Genomic DNA, 18,066 nt, shown 5'->3' on the forward strand with positions numbered 1-18,066 from the left:
TTCACGCGCCGGACAGACGACGGCGGCCCCCGCCTTTCGGTGGGAGCCGCCGTCGCGTTGCTGGCTCTTCAGCGGGTGAGGCTAGGCCTCGCCTCCGGCGTTGCCGGTGGAACCTGCATTCACGTTGTGCAGCCGGTACTTGTCGATGGCCTTGGCCGGTGCCTGCGGATCAACCTCACCGCGGCGTGCCAGCATCTCCAGCGACCGCACCACGATGGAGTGGATATCGATCTTGAAGAAGCGGCGGGCTGCGGCGCGGGTGTCGGAGAATCCGAAGCCGTCGGCGCCGAGGGTGGCGAATTCGTTGGGGACGAACTGGCGGATCTGGTCCGGGACGGCCTTCATGTAGTCGGACACTGCGACGACGGGGCCGGTGGCGCCTTCGAGCTGTTTGGTGACGAAGGGGACGCGGGCGGGCTGGCCGGGGTTGAGGAAGGCTTCCTCTTCGGCGGCGAGGCCGTCGCGGCGCAGTTCGTTCCAGGAGGTGACGGACCAGACGTCGGCGGAAACGCCCCAGTCATCGGCCAGGAGCTGCTGTGCCTCCAGGGCCCATGGCACCGACACGCCCGAGGCGAGGATCTGGGTTCGGGGACCGTCGATCTTTGCCGGGGCGAGCAGGTAGATGCCCTTGATGACGCCTTCGACGTCCAGCTCTTCGGGTTCGGCGGGCTGGGTGATCGGCTCGTTGTACACGGTGAGGTAGTACATGAGGTTGCGGTCGTCCGATTCAGGCCCGTACATGCGTTCGAGGCCGTTGCGGATGATGTGGCCCATTTCGTAGCCGTAGGCGGGGTCGTAGGTGACTACTGCCGGGTTGGTGGAGGCCAGGAGCGGTGAGTGGCCGTCGGCGTGCTGGAGGCCTTCGCCGGTGAGGGTGGTCCGTCCTGCGGTGGCGCCGATGATGAAACCGCGGGTCATTTGGTCTGCTGCTGCCCAGAAGGCGTCGCCGGTGCGCTGGAAGCCGAACATGGAGTAGAACACGTAGACCGGGACCAGGGGCACGCCATGGGTGGCGTACGCGGTGCCGGCGGCGGTGAACGCTGCCACGGCGCCGGCCTCGTTGATGCCTGGGTGGATCAGCTGGCCCTGGGCGGATTCTTTGTAGGCCAGGACCAGGTCCCGGTCCACGGACAGGTAGTTCTGCCCCTTGGGGTTGTAGATCTTGGCCGTCGGGAAGAACGCATCCATACCGAAGGTGCGCGCCTCATCCGGGATGATCGGGGCGATGTGCTTGCCGAACTCCTTGTCCCGCATCAGGTCCTTCAGGAGCCGGACGAAGGCCATGGTGGTGGCGGCCTGCTGCTTGCCCGAGCCGCGCTTGGCCACCTCGTAGGACTTCGCGTCCGGCAGGGTGATCGCCGCGTGCTTGCTGCGGCGCTCGGGAACGGACCCGCCCAAAGCGGCACGGCGTTCCAGCATGTACTGGATTTCCGGGGCGTCCGTACCGGGGTGGTAGTACGGCGGCTGGTACGGGTCTTTTTCGAGCTGCTCATCCGTGACGGGGATCCGCAGGTGGTCGCGGAACTTCTTGAGGTCGTCGAGGGTGAGTTTTTTCATTTGGTGGGTGGCGTTGCGGCCCTCGAAGTGGGGTCCGAGTCCGTAGCCCTTGACGGTTTTGGCCAGGATGACGGTGGGTTTGCCCTTGAATTCGGTGGCGGCCTTGTACGCGGCGTAGACCTTGCGGTAGTCGTGGCCGCCGCGTTTGAGGTTCCAGATCTGGTCATCGGTGAGGTCCGCGACGAGGTCTTTGGTGCGGGGGTCCTTGCCGAAGAAGTGTTCGCGGACGAACCCGCCGGATTCGGCCTTGTAGGTCTGGTAGTCCCCGTCGGGGGTTTCGTTCATGATTTTCACGAGTGAGCCGTCGGTGTCGCGGGCCAGCAGGTCATCCCATTCCCGGCCCCAGACCACCTTGATCACGTTCCAGCCCGCGCCGCGGAAGAACGCTTCGAGTTCCTGCATGATCTTGCCGTTGCCGCGTACCGGCCCGTCCAGGCGCTGGAGGTTGCAGTTGATCACGAAGTTCAGGTTGTCCAGGTTCTCGTTCGCGGCGAGCTGGAGCAGGCCGCGGGATTCGGGCTCGTCCATTTCCCCGTCGCCCAGGAACGCCCAGACCTGCTGGTCCGAGGTGTCTTTCAGGCCCCGGTTGTGCAGGTACCGGTTGGACTGGGCCTGGTAGATCGCGTTCATCGGCCCGATGCCCATGGACACCGTGGGGAACTCCCAGAACTGCGGCATCAACCTGGGGTGCGGGTAGGAAGACAGGGCGTGGCCGGCGCGGGATTTTTCCTGCCGGAACCCGTCCAGGTCCTGCTCGGAGAGCCGGCCTTCCATGAACGCCCTCGCGTACATGCCGGGGGAGGCGTGGCCCTGGAAGAAGACCTGGTCCCCGCCGCCGGGGTGGTCCTTGCCGCGGAAGAAGTGGTTGAAGCCCACCTCGTACAGGGTCGCGGCCCCGGCGTAGGTGGAGATGTGCCCGCCCACGCCGATGTTCGGGCGCTGGGACCGGTGGACCATCACCGCGGCGTTCCACCGCATGTACGCACGGTACCGGCGCTCGTATTCCTCGTTGCCCGGGAACGCCGCTTCCTGGTCCGCCGGGATGGTGTTCACGTAATCGGTGGTGGTCACCATCGGCACGCCCACGCTCTGCGCCCCCGCGCGCTGCAACAGGCTCCGCATGATGTATTGGGCACGCTCGGTGCCCTGTTCCCTGATCAACGAATCCAGGGACTCAACCCACTCGGCGGTCTCTTCCGGATCACGATCAGGCAGCTGGTTAGTCAACCCGCTGAGGATATGGGAGGTATCTTCTCCTGCAGCCACGTCCAACCTCTCTTTGCGCGCATAGAGGCGCACTCAGGCCGGGCAGGGTGACCGCCCGGCGTATATACGCCGTGTGCGACGTATCGGTTACAACAGCCCGGTCATGTGTGCCGGGCAGGGTCCTAGCATTCCTACGTCTGCATTGGAGTTACAGGGTTGTTGCCCCGCAGGCATAGTTGTCACCTGCCACTCTAACTCTCACCCCAACGCGATGCGTAGCCGCGGGTTGGGCGGCTCTGTTGTATTTCGCCGTCATACTGGTTGTGTGACGAAAAGCCGCTGCGACGCGTGCTGCCTGTCCCGGTGTGACGCAGAATATGCCGGGCTCAGGGGGCTGCAGCTTGAAGCGCAGGCACAAAGGGTGTTGGCTTGGGAGTAATGGAAATCACTATGCGCACTGCATGTATGAGGCATTGGAGGAACACGTGAGCGAGGCCGACGCCGCCACTTCGGTAAATGTGGCGGAAAAATTGGGTTTCAAGAACGGGGATCTGATTCAGGAGTTCGGTTACGACGACGACGTCGATTTCGACTTGCGTGACGATATTGAGGACCTCACGGGTTCTGAGTTGCTCGATGAGGATGATCACGAGGTGGCGGATGCCGTCATCTTCTGGTGGCGCGACGGCGACGGGGACCTTGTGGACAGCCTGATGGATTCCCTGACCACCCTGGGTGAAAACGGCGTGGTCTGGGTCCTCACCCCGAAGTCAGGGCGGGACGGGTATGTCTCTCCCGCGGACATCCAGGAAGCTGCCCCGACAGCCGGCCTGCACGTAACAACCTCGGCAGGCGTCTCGAAGGACTGGAGCGCCGTCCGCCTGGTCAGCAGGAAAAACAAGTGACGGCAGCGCTTGACGCTGCCCCTGTAGCTGTGCCCGCCGTCGGCGGGCAAGCACCTGACTTCGAACTCGCCAACCAGTACGGCGAGCCGGTCCGGTTGTCATCCCTCCGGGGCGGGAATGTGGTCCTGGTCTTTTATCCGTTCGCGTTTTCGGGCATCTGCACCGGGGAGCTGTGCGAGATACGGGACAACCTGGCCATATTCGAGGCAGCCGACGCCACGGTCCTGGCCGTCTCCGTTGACAGCAAGTTCAGCCTGCGGGCTTATGCAGCCCAGGAACGGTACACCTTCGATCTGCTGGCAGATTTCTGGCCGCACGGTGAAGTGGCCCGGGCTTATGGCGTTTTTGACGCGGACAGCGGCATGGCGCAACGCGGTACCTTCATCATCGACGCGGCCGGAACAATCCGGTATTCGGTAGTGAATCCCCGCGGCCAGGCCCGCGACTTCCAGGAATACCGTGCCGCGTTGGCAGGCCTGGGGCAGGACTGAGGATCCATGGCGCAGCAGCGGGCGGGGGTAGGGCTGACAGGTTTTGCCAGCATGCCGCCCGTGGCTGCGGCCGCTCCCTCTGACGGGGAGCGGGAGATTCTGCTCAAGATCCGTGAGGTCCTTGCGGGCAAGCGGTTTGTCCTGGTCACCGGGGCGGGACTAAGCACAGACTCCGGAATCCCGGACTACCGCGGGCCGGGTTCGCCGCCGCGTTCACCCATGACGTACCAGGAGTTCCTCAAGGACCAGGCCAACCGGCAACGCTACTGGGCCCGGAACCACATCGGCTGGTCCCATCTGCGCCACGCCGATCCGAACCAGGGCCATTACGCGGCTGCCGAACTCGAGCGGCGCGGATACCTCACCGGACTGATCACCCAGAACGTCGACCGGCTGCATGAAGACGCAGGCAGTGTCAACGTGGTGGACCTCCATGGCAGGTATGACCAGGTGGTGTGCCTGGCATGCCACCGCACGTACTCGAGGCGCCTCCTGGCCGGAGTGCTGGAGGAGCTTAACCCGGGCTTCCTGTCCCGCGCGGCGGAAACAGGCCTGGTGGAGATGGCTCCGGACGCTGATGCCACTGTGGAGGACCAGGCGCTGATCAGCAGTTTTGTTGTTGCCGTTTGCTTTGCCTGCGGCGGGACACTCAAGCCTGACTTTGTCTACTTTGGCGAGAATGTGCCCAAGGACCGGGTTGAGCGGTCGTACCGGATGGTTGACGAGGCCGATGCCCTGGTAGCCGCCGGATCTTCACTGACGGTGATGAGCGGGCTGCGCTTCGTCCGGCATGCGGCCAAGGACGGAAAGCCCGTCGTCATCATCAACCGTGGAACCACCCGTGGTGATGACAAAGCGAACATCAAACTGGAGGCTGGCGTCAGCGAATCCCTGGCCTGGCTGGCAGCCGCTCTCCCGCCCCTCTAGGGAAGCCAAGCACCGTCATTGGTGGGCCGATTCGCGTTTGGAGGCATGCGTCGGGTAGAGTCTATGTTCGTTGGTTGCGGCGCTGAAGCGCCGGATTCAGCAGTTTTTGGGTCTTTAGCTCAGCTGGTAGAGCGCCACGTTTACACCGTGGATGTCATCGGTTCGATCCCGGTAGGACCCACCACGGAAACCCTGTTGTTTGCGCCCCACGGCGGAAACAGCAGGGTTTTTTCGTTCCCGCCTGGCCGCCCCGAAAATGTCGGTGCCCGGCCGTAGCTTTCACCTATGGAACATGTGATGGTGCGGACGGGAACCAATGGAATGCCGACGGCGGTCATCAGCAACGGCAGGGAATGGGCGCTCGGTGCCGAGCCAGTGCGCTGGTTCGAGCGCGTCAGCTGGTGGGAACTCAACCGAAGGATGCCCAGGGGGCTGGGGCGCGTGGATGTGGAGGTCCTCCAGGTCCAGGTGAGGCTTGGAGGAAACAGCAACTCGGCGCTGACCACCATGGTGCTGGAGCGGGACGGCCTCGGCGGCGGATGGCGGCTGCGTCAGGCCGTGGCGGACGCAGCCTGAGGGCGGGTCCGCGCCCGGCTCGACTGCCAGGACCTCGGATGCCCATGCAGGGTCCGGGCATTGGAAAACCCTCCACCGCGACTATTGGGGGATGCCGCGGTGGAGGGCCTGAAATGAATATACCGTGAACTGCCGGAAACATGAAGTCATCCCGGAAGTGTGTCCGGTGCACCGGAAAGCCCGTAGAAGCCAACGCTCGAGCACTGCGCCAACCATTATGATGATTGGTGTTCAACTGAATGAACAGCATGACCAGCGCAGGCGCCTATATAAGGAGAATCATGGCCGATTCCCGCAACTCCCGATCATCCGACGGCCTGGGAAGCGCCTCGCCGGCGCCCGCCGTTACCCGTGCAGCCGCGGTGCTCGATGCCCTCGCCGCGTCGGCAACCGGAAGACTGACCCTCAGCGACCTCGCCCGCGAGCTCGGCATCCCCAAGTCCTCCACATCCAACCTCCTGCTGGCCCTCGAAGAAGCGCGCCTGATCAGCAGGCAGGGAGCGGAGTTCACCCTGGGCCGCAAGCTCGTGGAACTCGGTGCCGCCTACCTGAGCCGGCTGGATGAGGTGCAGGAGTTCTACCGGTACTGCGAACAGGCTCCCACGCTGTCCAGGGAGACGGTACGGATTGCCATGCTGGATGGAACGAACGTCATCTACCTTGCCCGCTATGAAGGCCACCCCGCTGTCAGGCTGACCTCCAACATCGGCGACAAAATGCCGGTCTCGCTGTGTGCGGTGGGCAAGGCGCTGATGGCGCGCCTGAACGTACACGACATTGAGGAAATGTTCCCTGACGACGCCGAGCTGCCCGTTATGACGCCCAAGTCCCTCAGGACCGGGGCAGAGCTCAAAGCCCAGCTCCGGACCATCCGCGAGCAGGGCTACGCCTTTGAAGACGAGGAGTCCACCACCGGGGTGGTGTGCCTTGCGGTATCGGTACCCACCAGGGGTGCCCACGGTCCCAGCCTGGGACTATCCGTCACGGCCCTCAAGGCCACCTACACGGAGGAGCAGGGATCCCAGATGGTCAAGGAGCTCCGGGAGCTGGCCCGTTCCCTCGGAAACCCGATGGGCTAGCGGCGAAACCAAAGCCAACAGAATTATTCGGGCAAGGCGTTTGCCAGTTGTTCAACTTACTGTACGCTGTTCAGCATAGTGACGGGCACAACATGTGGCGTCACTGACCCACCAGGCCAACGGGGGCCTGGAGTGTGATGAGGGAGTTCTTGTGACAACTCGTACTAAAGCACCGCAGGCCGCGGACGGCGCCGTCGTCGAACCGGACCAGCTGCGAAGGGCAACTCTTGCCAGTTCCGTCGGCTCCGCACTGGAGTACTACGACTTTTACATCTACGGCCTGGCTTCGGCGCTGATCTTCGGACCGCTGTTTTTTGCCCCGCTCGGGGAAAGCGGGGCAGTCATTGCCTCCTTTGCCACGTACGGCGTCGGCTTTGCGGCCCGCCCGTTTGGCGGCGTCGTCTTCGGCTACATCGGTGACCGGTTCGGCCGCAAAATGGTCCTGATTCTCACCATTGGGCTGATGGGCATGGCCAGCTTCGCCATCGGCCTGCTGCCCACCTTTGAACAGGCGGGCATGCTTGGCGCAGTCCTCCTGGTGACCCTGCGCATCATCCAGGGCCTGGGTGCGGGGGCTGAGCAGGCCGGTGCCACCACGCTTATCTCGGAAGTGGCCCCGCGCCGCCGTCGAGGTTTCTTCGCCTCGCTGCCGTTCGTCGGCATCCAGTTGGGCACCCTCCTGGGGGCCGGAACCTTTGCCCTGATGGCGCTGGCTGACAAGGAAGTCCTGCAGGGCTGGCTGTGGCGGGTGCCGTTCCTGGCCAGCTTCATCCTTATTGTTATTGCCGTCTTCATCCGCCTCCGCCTGAAGGAAACCCCGGTTTTCCAGGAGCTCGAGAAGCACAAGGCCGTGGTGAAGAACCCCGTGGGCCAGATCTGGAAACACTCCAAAAAGAACGTCCTGGTGGGCATCGGCCTGCGGATGGGCGAGAACGGCAACTCCTCCATCTACTCCGCGCTCCTGGTGTCGTTCATCAGCATGCCCGCCGGTGTGTTTGCCGGCGACAAGTTCATCGGCCCCACCGGTCTGCTGATCGCTGCCGGGTTCGCCGCTGTGATGGTGGTGACGTTCGGCGCCCTCTCCGACCGTTTTGGCCGCGTCCCCGTCTACAGGTACGGCGCCCTGTTCCAGGCAGTCATTGCCCTCCCGGCGTTCTACCTGGTGACCCTTGGAAACGTCACGCTGGTCTGGGCGGTTATGGTGGTGGGCATCGCCCTGGGCGTGCAGTCCATGCTTGGCCCGCAGTGCGCGCTGCTGCCGGAACTGTTCGGCTCCCAGCACCGCTTCACGGGCGTTGCATTGAGCCGGGAACTGTCCGCCGTACTCGCCGGAGGCTTTGCCCCCATGATCGGCGTCGCCCTTCTGGCCGCGACCAACCACTCGTGGCTGGTTCCCGCCATCTACTCACTGGTCCTGGCATCGATCTCGTTTGTGGCCACGTTCTTCACGCCTGAAACCGTGGGCCGGGACCTGGTCCTGGTGGAGGACGCCAGCTAGGTACTCGTTGGCCAACGCCAAAGGGCGGCTTCCCTGGTGGGGAAGCCGCCCTTTTGTGTGTCCGGTCAGGTTCAGTAGAAATGCACAGTGTCCACGAGGTGGGTGAGTTCCCCGCCGTCCAGGAAGATCCGGAGGTTTCCGCAGAAGCGCTCGGTGATCAGGCGGTTTTCCGCTGCGCTGAGGGCGGAGGTGTGGGGCGAGACCAGTACGTTCGGGTGGCTCCACAGCGGGCTGTCCTGCGGGAGGGGCTCCACCGCGAAAACGTCCAGGCATGCGTAGGAGACCTGCCCGTTGTCCAGCGCCTCGAGGAGCGCTTCCTCGTCCACCACGGTTCCCCTGCCCACATTGACGAAGACCGTGCCCGGCTTCATCGCAGCGAACACGTCGCGGTCAAAGAGCTTTTCCGTGTACGGCGTTCCCGGCAGTGTGTTGACCACGGCATCTGCCGCGGCCAGGAGGGCCGGAAGGCCATCGTTGGTGGCAACCTCCTCGATGCCTTCCAGCGGTCCCACCGTTCGTTTGGTGCCGCTGACCTTCATGCCCAGGGCGCGGGCAAGGCGTGATGTTTCCAGTCCGATCTCACCCAGGCCGGCAACAACAAGCGTGGAACCGCTCACCAGCCGGGTGGGGGTACGCAGCTCTGGCCAGACCTTGGCTTCCTGGTCGCGGACCAGCTCCGCGGTGCGCTTGAAGCCGTTGAGGATTCCCATGGTGGCGAACTCGGCCAACGGCAGGGCATGGACTCCTGCGGAGGTTGTCACCTTGAACTTCTGCAGCGTTTCCTGATCCAGGCCGGAGGCCTTGACCGCCCCGCCGGCTCCCGCCGCCATGGCGTGCACCCACTGGAGGTGCGGGTTTTCGCGTGCGACGCGGGCAAGGCCTGCAGGGCTTTCGTTGGGCAATCCGTAGAGGACCTGTGCTTGGTTGACCATGGCCCAGTACCGTTCCTCCTGGTCCGGCGATCGCTGGAAAGCAGGATCACCGGCATGGTCGGCCGGATACCGCTCCGGCGGCAGGAGTTCGGGCTCGTACAGCACGGTGACGGACGGGTCAACGGCGCGGATGCGGTCCACTAGCTCAGCTTCGAGGGGGACGGCAATGGCCACAGTAAGAGGAGAGGTCATGCTGTTCATCATACTGAATAGAGGCAAGGATAGTGAACAACCCTTGGCCCAATCCCGGAGTCCGACGCATGCGGAAACAAGACTGAAGGCTTCGCTGGCCTGGGGCTGATGGACCCGCGCCGCTCCCGCAGCGTCATCGCCTAACGGGGATGAATACCCGCGGTTGCTCCGTCCACGTATCCGACATCTGGGACATGGTCCGGCGCATGATCCGGTCCGAGGCGTCCCGCGCCGCGGCGCTGTCACCCCTGGAAATGGCCTCCGCTACATCCACGTGCCATTGCAGGGCGGCCTCGTGCGGGTGGTCGGGCATGAGGCCATGAACGGTGCGTCCGGTCAACGTCTCGGCCACCTGGCCCATCAGGTTGGCAAACATCTCATTGCCGGAGCCGGAGAGCAGCAGCGAATGGAACTGGATATCCAGCTCCAGGAAGCGTGGCACCTCACCGTTGTGCCCGGCGTCGCGCATTGCATAGGCAACGTCCACCAGCTCGAGGCGCAGCGGCGCCGGTGCGTTCTGGGCGGCAAGCTCTGCCGCCGCGGGTTCGACGGCGGCGCGCAGCTCCGCCAGTGAGCGCAGCTGGGCTCCCCGGGCGTCGCTGGCCAGGCGCCACCGGATGACTTGCGGGTCAAAGGGATTCCAGCGGCTGGGCGGCAGCACCCTGATGCCCACGCGCTTGGTGGTTTCCACCAGGCCAAGGGACTGCAGGACGCGCACCGCCTCGCGGATGACCGACCGCGAAACCTTCAGTTCAACCTCCAGCTGCTCGGCCAGCATCACGTGTCCGGCGGGCAGGTTGCCCGAGACAATACGGGTGCCAAGATTCTCGATGGCACGGTGGTGCAGGCTGGTGGTCATGGAGTCAAGCCTAGTGGGACCGCCCACCCGGACTGCCTTTCGCGGTGGACGGCCGGAGACACAAAACGTTCCAATAGGTGGGCGTTACTTTTTTGTGACCGCGCGAATATATATGCTTTATTCAGACCCCCGGTCTGCAACTGGGCTTCCGCCAAGGGAGCCCCTGCACATCCATCGCACAGTATGAATTGGAGTTTTGATGTCTGCACACATCGGTGTCACCGGCCTTGCGGTCATGGGTGCCAACCTGGCCCGCAACCTCGCGCGGAACGGCTTCACCGTCGCGCTGCACAACAGGTCTCTCGAGAAAACCGACGCCCTGCTCGAACGGTACGGCTCCGAGGGTGACTTCGTCCGGACGGAAACCCTGCAGGAGCTGGTGGACTCCCTGGAGAAGCCCCGCCGTGTGCTGATCATGGTCAAGGCCGGCAAGCCCGTTGACTCCGTCATCGAACAGCTGGAGCCGTTGCTGGAAGCCGGTGACATCATCATCGATGCCGGCAACTCCCACTACGAGGACACCCGCCGCCGCGAAGCCGCGCTGGCCAAGAAGGACCTGCACTTCGTGGGCGTCGGCGTATCCGGCGGCGAGGAAGGCGCCCTCAACGGCCCGTCCATCATGCCCGGCGGTTCCAAGGAGTCCTACAAGGCCCTCGGCCCGCTGTTGGAAAAGATCTCCGCCAAGGTGGACGGCGAACCGTGCTGTGCCTGGGTGGGAACCGACGGCGCCGGCCACTTCGTCAAGATGGTCCACAACGGCATTGAATACGCCGACATGCAGGTCATCGGCGAAGCCTTCGACCTGCTGCGTTCCGGTGCCGGTATCGAACCGGCCGAGCAGTCCAAGATCTTCTCCGAGTGGAACAAGGGCGAACTGTCCTCCTTCCTGATCGAAATCTCCGCCGAGGTCCTGGGCCACGTTGACGCCAAGACCGGCAAGCCGTTCGTGGACGTCGTGGTGGACGCCGCGGGCCAGAAGGGAACCGGCCGCTGGACGGTCATCTCCGCACTTGAACTGGGCTCCCCGGTCTCCGGCATCGCCGAATCCGTGTTCGCCCGCGCCCTGTCCTCCCAGGCGGGCCAGCGCAAGCTCGGCCAGGAACTGCTGGCCGGCAACGAAGCATCCGTTGAAATCCCGGAGACCTTCGTTGAGGACGTCCGGCAGGCACTCTACGCCTCCAAGCTGGTCTCCTACGCCCAGGGCCTGGACATGCTCACCTCAGCCGCCAAGGAATACGGCTGGGACCTGAAGCTGGACGAGATCGCCTCCCTGTGGCGCGCCGGCTGCATCATCCGCGCCGAACTGCTCAAGGACATCACCAAGGCCTACGCTGCCGACGAGAAGCCCGCGAACCTGCTCTTTGCCCCGGCCTTCACCAAGGCCATCGCCGACGCACTGCCCGCCTGGCGCCGTGTTGTTGCCACCGCCGTCCAGCTGGGTATTCCGGTTCCGGTGTTCTCCTCCTCGCTGGCCTACTACGACGGCCTGCGACGCAAGCGCGTTGCTGCCGCCCTGATCCAGGGCCAGCGCGACCTGTTCGGCGCCCACACCTACGGCCGCGTCGACGCCGAAGGCACGTTCCACACCCTTTGGGGCGAGGACAAGTCCGAGATCGAAGCAGTGGACACGCACTAGCGTCCACTCCGCGGCAGGCGAACGGCCGGCAGTTCCTGGATTCTCTTCCAGGAACCGCCGGCCGTTTCTCATTTACCGATTTAACAGAGAAGGCCCGGGACTGCTGCCACATGGGCAGCAATCCCGGGCCTTCTGCAACCGGAAGCTAAAGCCTAGATCCGGTATTCGATGTCATATTCGGCCGGGTCCACGGCGGGCTTGGTTTCCCGCTGCGCGTCCCGGTGCCGCCATTTGGCGGGAACACCAGTGACGATGGATTCGGGCGGCGCGTCCTTGACTACTACGGCGTTGGCACCCACGGCACTGTCCCGGCCGATGGTGATCGGCCCCAGGATCTTGGCGCCGGCGCCGATGGTGACGCGGTCCCCGATGGTGGGGTGCCGTTTGATCCTGGCCAGGGAACGTCCACCCAGCGTGACGCCGTGGTAGATCATCACGTCCTCGCCGATCTCTGCGGTCTCCCCGATCACCACACCCATGCCGTGGTCGATGAAGAACCTCCGGCCGATGGTGGCACCGGGATGGATCTCAATTCCGGTCCAGGACCGGCCCAGCTGGGACAGGAGGCGCGCCGGAAACCGGAGCGCCGGGTTTTGCCACATGCGGTGCGTCAGCCGGTGGATCCAGATGGCGTGCAGGCCGGAATAAGCGAAAAAGTTCTCGAAAGAACCTCGAGCCGCCGGGTCGTGGGACCGGGCGGCGTCGAGGTCTTCCTTTAGTCTTGCGAAAAAGCCCACAAAGTTCTTTCTACAGGAAACGGGCGGACGGCGGTTCTAATCAGCCGCGGATGTCGTCATAGAGCACCGTGGAGATGTAACGCTCGCCAAAGTCGCAGACCACGGCAACAATCAGCTTGCCCGCGTTCTCCGGGCGCTTGGCCAGCTCCAGTGCGCCCCAGACGATGGCGCCGGAGGAAATGCCGCCCAGGATGCCTTCTTTGACACCAAGCTCACGGGCCACGCGGACAGAGTCCTCGAGGGTGGCGTCCAGGACTTCGTCGTAGACGTTGGTGTCCAGGATTTCCGGCACGAAGTTGGCGCCGATGCCCTGGATCTTGTGGGGGCCCGGTGCCCCGCCGTTGAGGATGGCGGAGTCCTTGGGCTCCACGGCCACGATCTGCACGCCGGGCTTGCGTTCCTTCAGGACCTGGCCGACGCCGGTGACGGTTCCGCCGGTGCCGATGCCGGCGACGAAGATGTCCACCTGGCCTTCGGTGTCAGCCCAGATTTCCTCGGCCGTGGTGGTGCGGTGGATCTCCGGGTTGGCCTCGTTGGCGAACTGCTGGGCCCAGATGGAGTTCTCGGTGTTGGCAACAATCTCCTGGGCCTTCTCCACGGCGCCGCGCATGCCCTCCGAGCCGGGGGTCAGGACAATCTCGGCACCAAAGGCGCGCAGCATCACGCGGCGCTCGGTGGACATGGTCTCCGGCATGGTGAGGATGACCTTGTAACCGCGGGCAGCACCCACCATGGCCAGGGCGATGCCGGTGTTGCCGGAGGTGCCTTCCACGATGGTTCCGCCGGGCTTCAGGGCGCCGGACTTCTCTGCGGCGTCCACGATGGCCACACCGATGCGGTCCTTCACGCTGTTGGCCGGGTTGTAGAACTCCAGCTTGACGGCAACAGTGGCGTTCAGCCCCTCGCTGAGCCGGTTGAGCTTGACCAGCGGGGTGCCGCCCACCAGCTGGGTCACATCGTCATAAATCCGTGCCATGTGCATACGCCTATCTCGTGAGGGGTGAATACTGAGGTCAGCCTAACGAGGCCGCGTAACACCCGCTAAGCGTTAAGCCATGCAGAGTAATATTTCCTGGCTTTTGCAAGCTTCGGGTTGATGATCACCTGGCAGTATCCCTGCTCCGGATGCTTGGCGTAGTAGTTCTGGTGGAATTCCTCGGCGACATAGAACCGGGGGAGGCGGCTGACTTCGGTGACGATGGGATGCGCCCACAGAGCCTGGTTCCGTTCGATGGCTTCCTCGAACAGGATCTTCTCTTCAGTGGTTTCGTAGAACATGGACGAGCGGTACTGCGTCCCCACGTCGTACCCCTGGCGGTTGAGGGTGGTGGGGTCGTGCAGGGCGAAGAACATGTCCAGGATCACCTCGGCGGGGATGACATCCTCGTCGAATGTCACCGCCACCACCTCGGCATGTCCCGTGGTGCCGTTGCAGACCGAGTAGTAGTCCGGATTCGGATCGTGTCCGCCGGTGTATCCGGACACGACGGAGCTGACGCCCCTGGTCTTCTGGTAAACGGCGTCAAGGCACCAGAAGCAGCCTCCGCCTAAAACAAAAGTTTTCATGACCTCTTCAATGGTTGGCGGAGCCGGATGATTCCCCTGTTGCCCGGGGGTGGGGCAGCAAAGGCGCTGCCCGGGCCGTGCAATGGGGTAAAACTAAGACTATGGAACCTGTGGACACCGACGTTACCGGACCGGAGAAACACGACGGCGAACATCACGACGGCGAGGCCCCTTCCGGCGGGGAGTCGGTTGAGCAGCCCCAGGCTCCCACACTGGGCGAGCTGCTCCTGGCAGTGGAGGAACTGTGGCCGGAGTCCCTGGCAGAGAACTGGGACGAGGTGGGACTGGTGGCAGGACATCCCTCCGCGCCGGTCACGCGGGTGATGTTTGCAGTGGATCCCACACTGGAGGTTATTGACGAGGCAGTGGCCTGGGGCGCCGAGCTCCTGATCACCCACCATCCGCTGCTGCTCAAGGGTGTCACCACGGTTGCCGCCACCACTGCCAAAGGAAGGGCCGTCCACCGGCTCATCGAGTCGGGCACCGCCCTGCTGACAGTCCACACCAACGGTGATTCCGCCGTCGGAGGCGTTTCCGATGTCCTGGCCGACGCCCTCGGCCTGCAGGACGTCGCCCCGCTCACTGTTGCCGCGAACGGCCTTCCGGAAGAAGGGATCGGCCGGGTGGGGGACCTGGCGGACGCCATGACACTGGGTGATTTCGCGGCCCGGGTTTTCGGCATCCTGCCTTCCGTCGCCGGGGGAGTGCGTGTCTCCGGGGACAAGGACGGCCTGGTCCGCAGGATTGCCGTGTGCGGCGGCGCCGGGGACTCCCTGTTCAACGAGGTGCGCGCCAGCAATGCAGACGTTTACGTCACCGCGGACCTGCGCCACCACCCCGCCTCCGAGGCCAGGGAAGCTGCATTGAACGGCCGCCCGTATCTGGTGGACGTCTCGCACTTCGCCAGCGAGTGGCTGTGGCTGCCTGCCGCGGCTGCAGCCTTGGGCAACGTCCTCGCAGACCAGGGCCATGAGGTGGAAATCCAGGTCAGCACCACCAACAGCGATCCCTGGGACTTCATCCTCACTCCGGGCTAAGCCTGCCGTTCGAGGCAGGGGAGCAGGCCAGGCGCTAGAGTCTAGGAAGCGCCGGTACGGTGCCCGGCTTCGGCCGGCAGGAAGCAAGCGGAGGTAACAGTGGCGAAGGCAGCACCGGCAGAACAGTTGAAGTTGCTTGAGCTGCAGGGGCTGGACGCCAGGCTGAAGTCGCTTGCAAACCGCCGCCGCTCGCTCGAGAACGACCCCCGGATCAAGGACCTCGAAGCTGCCCTCTCCGTGGCCAACGGTGAGCTCGGCGCCGCCAAAGTTGCTGTGCACGACGCCGAAACCGAACTGAAGCGCGCCGAGGCGGATGTGGAGCAGGTTGCCACCCGCATCGAACGGGACGAGGCCCGGCTGAACAGCGGCACCGGCCTCTCCAAGGACCTCGTGGCACTGCAGAAGGACATCGCCTCCCTTAACAAGCGCCGCTCGGACCTTGAGGACGTGGAGCTCGAAGTCCTTGAGCGGCTTGACTCGCTGCGCGCCAAACAGGCGGCACAGCAGGCCATCGTGGACGACATCCAGGGATCCTTTGGCGGCATCCGGGCCGAACTGGATGCTGAGCTGGCCGGGGTGGAGGCCGAAGCTGCCGGCCTGCGCACCCGGCGGGCCGAATTCGCGGCCGGGCTTGATGCCGGAATGCTTGCTGTTTACGAAAAGACCCTGGCAAAGCGCGGGGTGGGCGCGGCGCGGCTCTTCCACGGCACCTCCGAGGCTTCAGGAATGAAGCTGAGCCCCGGCGACCTCGCAGAAATCAAGGCGGCGGCAGCCGACGACATCGTGTTCTGCCCTGACTCCGGCGCCATCCTGGTCCGCTCGGAGGAGTGGGCCTGACCCAACTGACTGGCAGTTAACGTCGCCAAAACCGATTTTCGCTGCGTTTGCTGCCGGTCAGATGCCGGAGGGGCGGGGGAGTCAGCCCGGCAGGATGATGTTCAGGGCGTGGGGCTTCCGGGCCGAGCCCGCCAGGAGTTCAGCCTCCCACTTTTCGCGCGCAGCCTTCAGGAGGTCCGACGGCGTCGCGGGCGCCTTGCCCCGCCTCGCCAGCAGGTGCCGGGCCAGCTCGCCCCGGGTGTGCTTGGCAAAGTGGCTGACCACCTTGCGGACTCCGTTGACCTCGGTGAAGACGTTGACGGTGACGGTGTGTGCCGCCGGGGGAGCCCAGGCCGCCGCATAAGTGCTCGAACGGCAGTCCACCAGCAAATGCCCGGAAGCGGCTTCGGCAAGCACATCGGAGAGCTGCGGTTTCCAGAAGGAGGCGAGGCGGCCGACGTCGGGCAGGGCCGTGCCCATGGACAGCCGGTAGGCCGGAACACTGTCGGCGAAACGGATGGCGCCCCAGAGCGCCGAAACCACCAGCACCGACTCATCCGCCTTGCGCCGTTGCGCCGGGGTCAGCGTCTTATAGCCGAGCGCGTCATAGAGCACGCCGGAATAGATTTGGTGGGCCGGAGCAGCAGGTTCCGCGTGCAGCCGCGTGTTCCGCTCGACGTCGTCCTTCAGGGACGCTCCCACACCGAGCAGGGCCAGGGCGTCCTCATGGGCGCTCACCGTTCCCAGCGCGTCCAGCACTTTGGCCCGGTACGTGTTCAACTGCGGGAAGCTGAGGGAAGGCCAGTCGACGGCGGATCCGCGGACCGCGGGTGTCTTGCCTTCGGAGGGGGGAAGGAGAATCAGCACCGTCTGATCCTACCGGCGCAGGAATACGAGCCGCCGCCGGTAGACTGGAACCGGATGGGTTGACCAGGCGGCCGCGCGTCACGCAAGTGGCTCGAGGAACGTCCGGGCTCCATAGAGCAGGGTGGTGGGTAACGCCCACTCGGGGTAACCCGCAGGCCAGTGCCACAGAAAACAGACCGCCTGGGTCGTGCCGGTTTGAAAGCGGCACGAAACAGGTAAGGGTGAAACGGTGGTGTAAGAGACCACCAGCTTCCCGGGTGACCGGGAAGGCTAGGTAAACCCCACCCGGAGCAAGGCCAGACAGGGCACGCTCGAGGGCTGCTCGCCCGAGTGCCCGGGTAGGCCGCTGGAGGGCGCCGGCAACGGCGTTCGTAGATGGATGGCCGCTACTCCCGCACCGGCAACGGGGCGGGAGCACAGAACCCGGCGTATCGGTCAACCCATCCACCCAGTCCGGTTTGACCTTCGAAGCTGTGTTGGGGATGCTGAACCGTGCCCGCGAATACTGATGGACAATCTACCCCCGGAACCTCATGGCGGCGCGTCCCCTCGACGGGCCGCCAGGTGGCCGCCCTGGTCGGATTTCTGGCTCTCTCCTATGCCGTCTGTATCCTGGCGTCCATCCCGATCATCCTGCACTCCAACGGCTGGTTCGCCAGCTCAACACAGGCACCATGGATGCCCGCCGGGTGGATGTTCCGTACAGTGTGGATCGGGCTCTATGCCTGCATCGGCCTGTCCGGATGGCTGGTGTGGCGCGGGGGAGCGCTGGCGGGCCGTGTTCTTGGTTACTACGGTCTGCAGCTGGTGCTGAACCTGGCGTGGCCGTTGATGTTCTTTGCCATGTTCCCCATGCTCGGTTCCGCTGCCCTGTGGCTGGCTTTCGCCATCATCTGCGCCTTGGCGTGTGTCCTGGTCCTGTTGATTCTGGAAGCAGGCCCGGTCCACAACTGGGCAGGACTGCTGGTTCTGCCCTACTTTTCGTGGGTAGTGTTCTCGGCCAGCCTCAATCTCTACTCGGCCCTCCACAACTAAGCGGCACACCGGTCCTGTGTGAGTGATTTCACGCGCCTCGGGCCGTCCCAGGGCAGTCTGCCAAATTAGAATGGATACCGGACGCAGGAGTTCTTCCGCCGAAAGTTGCGTTTGCAGCCGGCGGTTTTCTTTTGCATACGATCCAGGTGC

General features: G+C 64.4%; 17 protein-coding genes, 1 tRNA gene and 1 other RNA gene. 12 read left to right on the plus strand and 7 right to left on the minus strand.

Annotation, left to right across the window (positions count from 1 at the left end):
* Positions 1-81: 81 nt before the first annotated feature.
* On the minus strand, positions 82-2,823 hold the full coding sequence (aceE, locus tag QF038_RS07830) for a pyruvate dehydrogenase (acetyl-transferring), homodimeric type (protein ID WP_307609625.1): 2,742 nt from the start codon (positions 2,821-2,823) through the stop codon (positions 82-84).
* A 425-nt stretch (positions 2,824-3,248) separates the two neighbouring features.
* On the opposite strand from aceE, the gene QF038_RS07835 reads away from it, so the two are divergent.
* The 7 genes from QF038_RS07835 to QF038_RS07865 all read left to right on the plus strand — a co-directional run bounded on the left by QF038_RS07835 (position 3,249) and on the right by QF038_RS07865 (position 8,239).
* Positions 3,249-3,668 carry a DUF3052 domain-containing protein gene (locus QF038_RS07835; RefSeq protein ID WP_091424830.1) on the plus strand — a complete coding sequence of 140 codons (420 nt, stop codon included), beginning with the start codon at positions 3,249-3,251 and terminating at the stop codon, positions 3,666-3,668.
* Positions 3,665-4,159: a peroxiredoxin gene (locus QF038_RS07840; RefSeq protein ID WP_307609626.1), complete on the plus strand. Its 495-nt coding sequence runs from the start codon at positions 3,665-3,667 to the stop codon at positions 4,157-4,159. Before QF038_RS07835 ends, QF038_RS07840 begins: the two co-directional genes overlap by 4 nt.
* A 6-nt stretch (positions 4,160-4,165) precedes the next feature.
* Positions 4,166-5,086, plus strand: coding sequence for an NAD-dependent protein deacetylase (locus tag QF038_RS07845; RefSeq protein WP_307609627.1), 921 nt, complete (start codon positions 4,166-4,168; stop codon positions 5,084-5,086).
* A 108-nt stretch (positions 5,087-5,194) separates the two neighbouring features.
* Positions 5,195-5,270, plus strand: a tRNA-Val gene (locus tag QF038_RS07850).
* A 101-nt stretch (positions 5,271-5,371) separates the two neighbouring features.
* Entirely contained in the window at positions 5,372-5,662 is a 291-nt protein-coding gene (locus QF038_RS07855; RefSeq protein WP_307609628.1) for a hypothetical protein, read from the plus strand.
* 281 nt (positions 5,663-5,943) lie between these two features.
* Positions 5,944-6,741, plus strand: a complete 798-nt coding sequence (locus tag QF038_RS07860) for an IclR family transcriptional regulator (RefSeq protein ID WP_307609629.1) — start codon at positions 5,944-5,946, stop codon at positions 6,739-6,741.
* A 151-nt stretch (positions 6,742-6,892) separates the two neighbouring features.
* Positions 6,893-8,239 (plus strand): MFS transporter, encoded by a 1,347-nt coding sequence (locus QF038_RS07865; RefSeq protein WP_307609630.1) that lies wholly within the window; start codon positions 6,893-6,895, stop codon positions 8,237-8,239.
* 71 nt (positions 8,240-8,310) lie between these two features.
* On the opposite strand, the gene QF038_RS07870 is transcribed toward QF038_RS07865, so the two are convergent.
* Positions 8,311-9,375, minus strand: a complete 1,065-nt coding sequence (locus QF038_RS07870; RefSeq protein WP_307609631.1) for a D-2-hydroxyacid dehydrogenase — start codon at positions 9,373-9,375, stop codon at positions 8,311-8,313.
* A gap of 121 nt (positions 9,376-9,496) precedes the next feature.
* On the minus strand, positions 9,497-10,222 hold the full coding sequence (locus tag QF038_RS07875; protein ID WP_050054759.1) for a FadR/GntR family transcriptional regulator: 726 nt from the start codon (positions 10,220-10,222) through the stop codon (positions 9,497-9,499).
* 199 nt (positions 10,223-10,421) lie between these two features.
* On the opposite strand from QF038_RS07875, the gene gndA reads away from it, so the two are divergent.
* Complete coding sequence (gene gndA / locus QF038_RS07880) at positions 10,422-11,858, plus strand: NADP-dependent phosphogluconate dehydrogenase (protein ID WP_307609632.1); 1,437 nt, start codon at positions 10,422-10,424, stop codon at positions 11,856-11,858.
* 152 nt (positions 11,859-12,010) lie between these two features.
* On the opposite strand, the gene epsC is transcribed toward gndA, so the two are convergent.
* From epsC to msrA, 3 genes are all read right to left on the minus strand, one after another.
* On the minus strand, positions 12,011-12,595 hold the full coding sequence (gene epsC / locus QF038_RS07885; RefSeq protein ID WP_307609633.1) for a serine O-acetyltransferase EpsC: 585 nt from the start codon (positions 12,593-12,595) through the stop codon (positions 12,011-12,013).
* A gap of 40 nt (positions 12,596-12,635) precedes the next feature.
* Entirely contained in the window at positions 12,636-13,571 is a 936-nt protein-coding gene (gene cysK / locus QF038_RS07890) for a cysteine synthase A (RefSeq protein WP_307609635.1), read from the minus strand.
* 65 nt (positions 13,572-13,636) lie between these two features.
* Positions 13,637-14,161 (minus strand): peptide-methionine (S)-S-oxide reductase MsrA, encoded by a 525-nt coding sequence (gene msrA, locus QF038_RS07895; RefSeq protein ID WP_307609636.1) that lies wholly within the window; start codon positions 14,159-14,161, stop codon positions 13,637-13,639.
* Positions 14,162-14,271: 110 nt separating this feature from the next.
* Here msrA and QF038_RS07900 point away from each other — a divergent pair, with 110 nt between their 5' ends.
* Complete coding sequence (locus QF038_RS07900) at positions 14,272-15,198, plus strand: Nif3-like dinuclear metal center hexameric protein (protein ID WP_307613430.1); 927 nt, start codon at positions 14,272-14,274, stop codon at positions 15,196-15,198.
* A 99-nt stretch (positions 15,199-15,297) separates the two neighbouring features.
* Positions 15,298-16,035 carry a zinc ribbon domain-containing protein gene (locus QF038_RS07905; protein WP_307609637.1) on the plus strand — a complete coding sequence of 246 codons (738 nt, stop codon included), beginning with the start codon at positions 15,298-15,300 and terminating at the stop codon, positions 16,033-16,035.
* Between the two features lie 81 nt (positions 16,036-16,116).
* Here QF038_RS07905 and QF038_RS07910 read toward each other — a convergent pair whose 3' ends face one another.
* A complete protein-coding gene (locus tag QF038_RS07910; protein WP_307609638.1) occupies positions 16,117-16,881 on the minus strand; it encodes a YaaA family protein in 765 nt (254 codons plus the stop codon).
* Between the two features lie 55 nt (positions 16,882-16,936).
* Between QF038_RS07910 and rnpB the strand changes: the two genes are divergently transcribed.
* Together rnpB and QF038_RS07920 are read left to right on the plus strand one after the other, a co-directional pair.
* Positions 16,937-17,328, plus strand: an RNA gene (rnpB, locus tag QF038_RS07915) — RNase P RNA component class A.
* A gap of 45 nt (positions 17,329-17,373) precedes the next feature.
* Positions 17,374-17,916, plus strand: coding sequence for a TspO/MBR family protein (locus QF038_RS07920; RefSeq protein ID WP_307609639.1), 543 nt, complete (start codon positions 17,374-17,376; stop codon positions 17,914-17,916).
* The last annotated feature ends 150 nt before the right edge of the window (positions 17,917-18,066 follow it).

Source organism: Pseudarthrobacter sp. W1I19 (assembly GCF_030817835.1).
GTDB lineage: Bacteria > Actinomycetota > Actinomycetes > Actinomycetales > Micrococcaceae > Arthrobacter.

What these genes read in the sequence shown, in the direction of transcription:
- QF038_RS07845 (WP_307609627.1), top strand. Translation starts at nt 4,166, where the DNA reads ATGGCGCAGCAGCGGGCGGGGGTAGGGCTGACAGGTTTTGCCAGCATG.
- QF038_RS07870 (WP_307609631.1), bottom strand. Translation starts at nt 9,375, where the DNA reads ATGATGAACAGCATGACCTCTCCTCTTACTGTGGCCATTGCCGTCCCC.
- cysK (WP_307609635.1), bottom strand. Translation starts at nt 13,571, where the DNA reads ATGGCACGGATTTATGACGATGTGACCCAGCTGGTGGGCGGCACCCCG.
- QF038_RS07875 (WP_050054759.1), bottom strand. Translation starts at nt 10,222, where the DNA reads ATGACCACCAGCCTGCACCACCGTGCCATCGAGAATCTTGGCACCCGT.
- gndA (WP_307609632.1), top strand. Translation starts at nt 10,422, where the DNA reads ATGTCTGCACACATCGGTGTCACCGGCCTTGCGGTCATGGGTGCCAAC.
- msrA (WP_307609636.1), bottom strand. Translation starts at nt 14,161, where the DNA reads ATGAAAACTTTTGTTTTAGGCGGAGGCTGCTTCTGGTGCCTTGACGCC.
- QF038_RS07855 (WP_307609628.1), top strand. Translation starts at nt 5,372, where the DNA reads ATGGAACATGTGATGGTGCGGACGGGAACCAATGGAATGCCGACGGCG.
- QF038_RS07860 (WP_307609629.1), top strand. Translation starts at nt 5,944, where the DNA reads ATGGCCGATTCCCGCAACTCCCGATCATCCGACGGCCTGGGAAGCGCC.